The following is a 1574-nucleotide window of genomic DNA, read 5'->3' as shown; positions in this document are numbered from 1 at the left end:
GGGCTGGCACCGGCGCAGGTCCCCGCCGACGCGGTGGAGCGGCTGGCCGCGATGGCCGCCCTCGCGCTGGCGGAGACCGCGATGGACGGCGAGCTGACCCGCCTGCGCGTGTGCGAGGGCGAGGACTGCGAGAACGCGCTCGTGGACGCCAGCCGGAACCGGTCCAAGCGGTTCTGCGACGAGGCCAACTGCGCCAACCGCACCCACGTGCGCTCCTACCGGGCACGGCTGGCCGAGGCGGCGGAGTCCGCCCCCGCGGCGGATCCGGCCGGGCCGGAGGAGGCGGAGGCGCCGGAGGCCGTCGTGGACTCCGAGGCGCCCGAGGCCGCCGTGGACTCCGAGGCCGCCGCCGACGAGCCCCGCCGGGAGACCAAGAAGGAGAAGAAGGAGCGCAGGAAGGCGGAGAAGAAGGCCCGCAAGAAGAAGTCGGACAAGAAGAAGGACTGACCCGGCCCCACCCGCCAGGTGACCCGCCGCTGAACATCGGGGGACGGGGCGGCCTCTGGTTCCGTCGGCCGGCCGGACGCCCCTAGCCTGCGAGACATGAGCGAGCACACCCCCGCCCACACCCCCGCGTCCCTCGGACCCGCCCACCGCAAGGTCGGCGTCGTGGGGGCCGGCGGCGTCGGCACCGCGATCTGCTACGCGGCGCTGATCCGCGGCGTCGCCCGCGAGGTCGCCCTCTACGACATCGACGAGCCCAAGGTCCGCGCCGAGGTCCTCGACCTGGCCCACGGCACCCCGTTCACCTCTGCATCCGCGATGACCGGCGGCGCGGACCCGGACGTCCTGGCCGGCTGCGAGGTCGTCGTGATCACGGCCGGCGCCAAGCAGAAGCCGGGGCAGACCCGCCTCGACCTCGGCGCGCACAACGTGGAGATCCTGCGCGGCCTGCTGCCCCAGGTGCAGGCGCACGCGCCGGACGCGCTGATCGTGCTCGTCACCAATCCCGTGGACGTCCTCACGCTGGTGGCCCAGCGCCTCACCGGCCTGCCGGCCGGCCGGGTGATCGGCTCGGGCACCCTGCTGGACACGTCCCGCCTGCGGTGGCTGCTGGCGTCGCGGGCGCAGGTCCACGCGTCGTCGGTGCACGCGGCCATCCTCGGCGAGCACGGGGACACGGAGTTCCCCGCGTGGAGCTCGGCGCGCATCGGCCCGACGCCCCTCCTCGAGTGGCCGACGCCGGCCGACCCGCTGTTCACCCGCGCCGACCTGGACGAAGTCGCGGACACCGTGGTGCACGCCGCGTACGAGGTGATCCAGGGCAAGGGCGCCACCACGTACGCGGTCGGCGTGGCCACGACCCGCCTGCTCGAGGCGATCCTGCGCGACCAGCACGCCATTCTGCCGGTCTCCACCGTGCTCGACGGCGTCCACGGGCTCTCGGACGTCGCCCTGTCCCTGCCGTCCGTGGTGGGGCGCGGCGGCGTGACCCGCGTGATCCAGACCGAGCTGGACGCCACGGAGATGCGGGCGCTGCACGCCTCGGCGGACGCGCTGCGGCGGGAGGCACGCAGCCTCGGGTTCTGAGGCGCCGGCCTCAGGCGCGCGGGGCGTCGCCTCCGGTGCCGCCC

Annotated in this window: 2 protein-coding genes; both read left to right on the top strand. The window is 75.2% G+C overall.

Features of this window, described 5'->3' with window-relative positions; all coding sequences use genetic code 11:
• On the top strand, positions 1–447 hold a 447-nt coding region (locus tag HMPREF3105_RS10305), incomplete at its 5' end, for a CGNR zinc finger domain-containing protein (protein ID WP_141762506.1).
• Positions 448–543: 96 nt separating this feature from the next.
• The gene (locus HMPREF3105_RS10300; protein WP_020621731.1) at positions 544–1530 is read left to right on the top strand and encodes an L-lactate dehydrogenase; all 987 of its coding nucleotides are present in this window, start codon (positions 544–546) and stop codon (positions 1528–1530) included.
• The last annotated feature ends 44 nt before the right edge of the window (positions 1531–1574 follow it).

The sequence above is a fragment of the Micrococcus sp. HMSC31B01 genome, from assembly GCF_001816085.1.
GTDB classification, from domain to species: domain Bacteria; phylum Actinomycetota; class Actinomycetes; order Actinomycetales; family Micrococcaceae; genus Micrococcus; species Micrococcus luteus.
The sequence above is the reverse complement of the archived record's forward strand: the minus strand, read 5'-3'. Positions and strand labels throughout refer to the sequence as shown.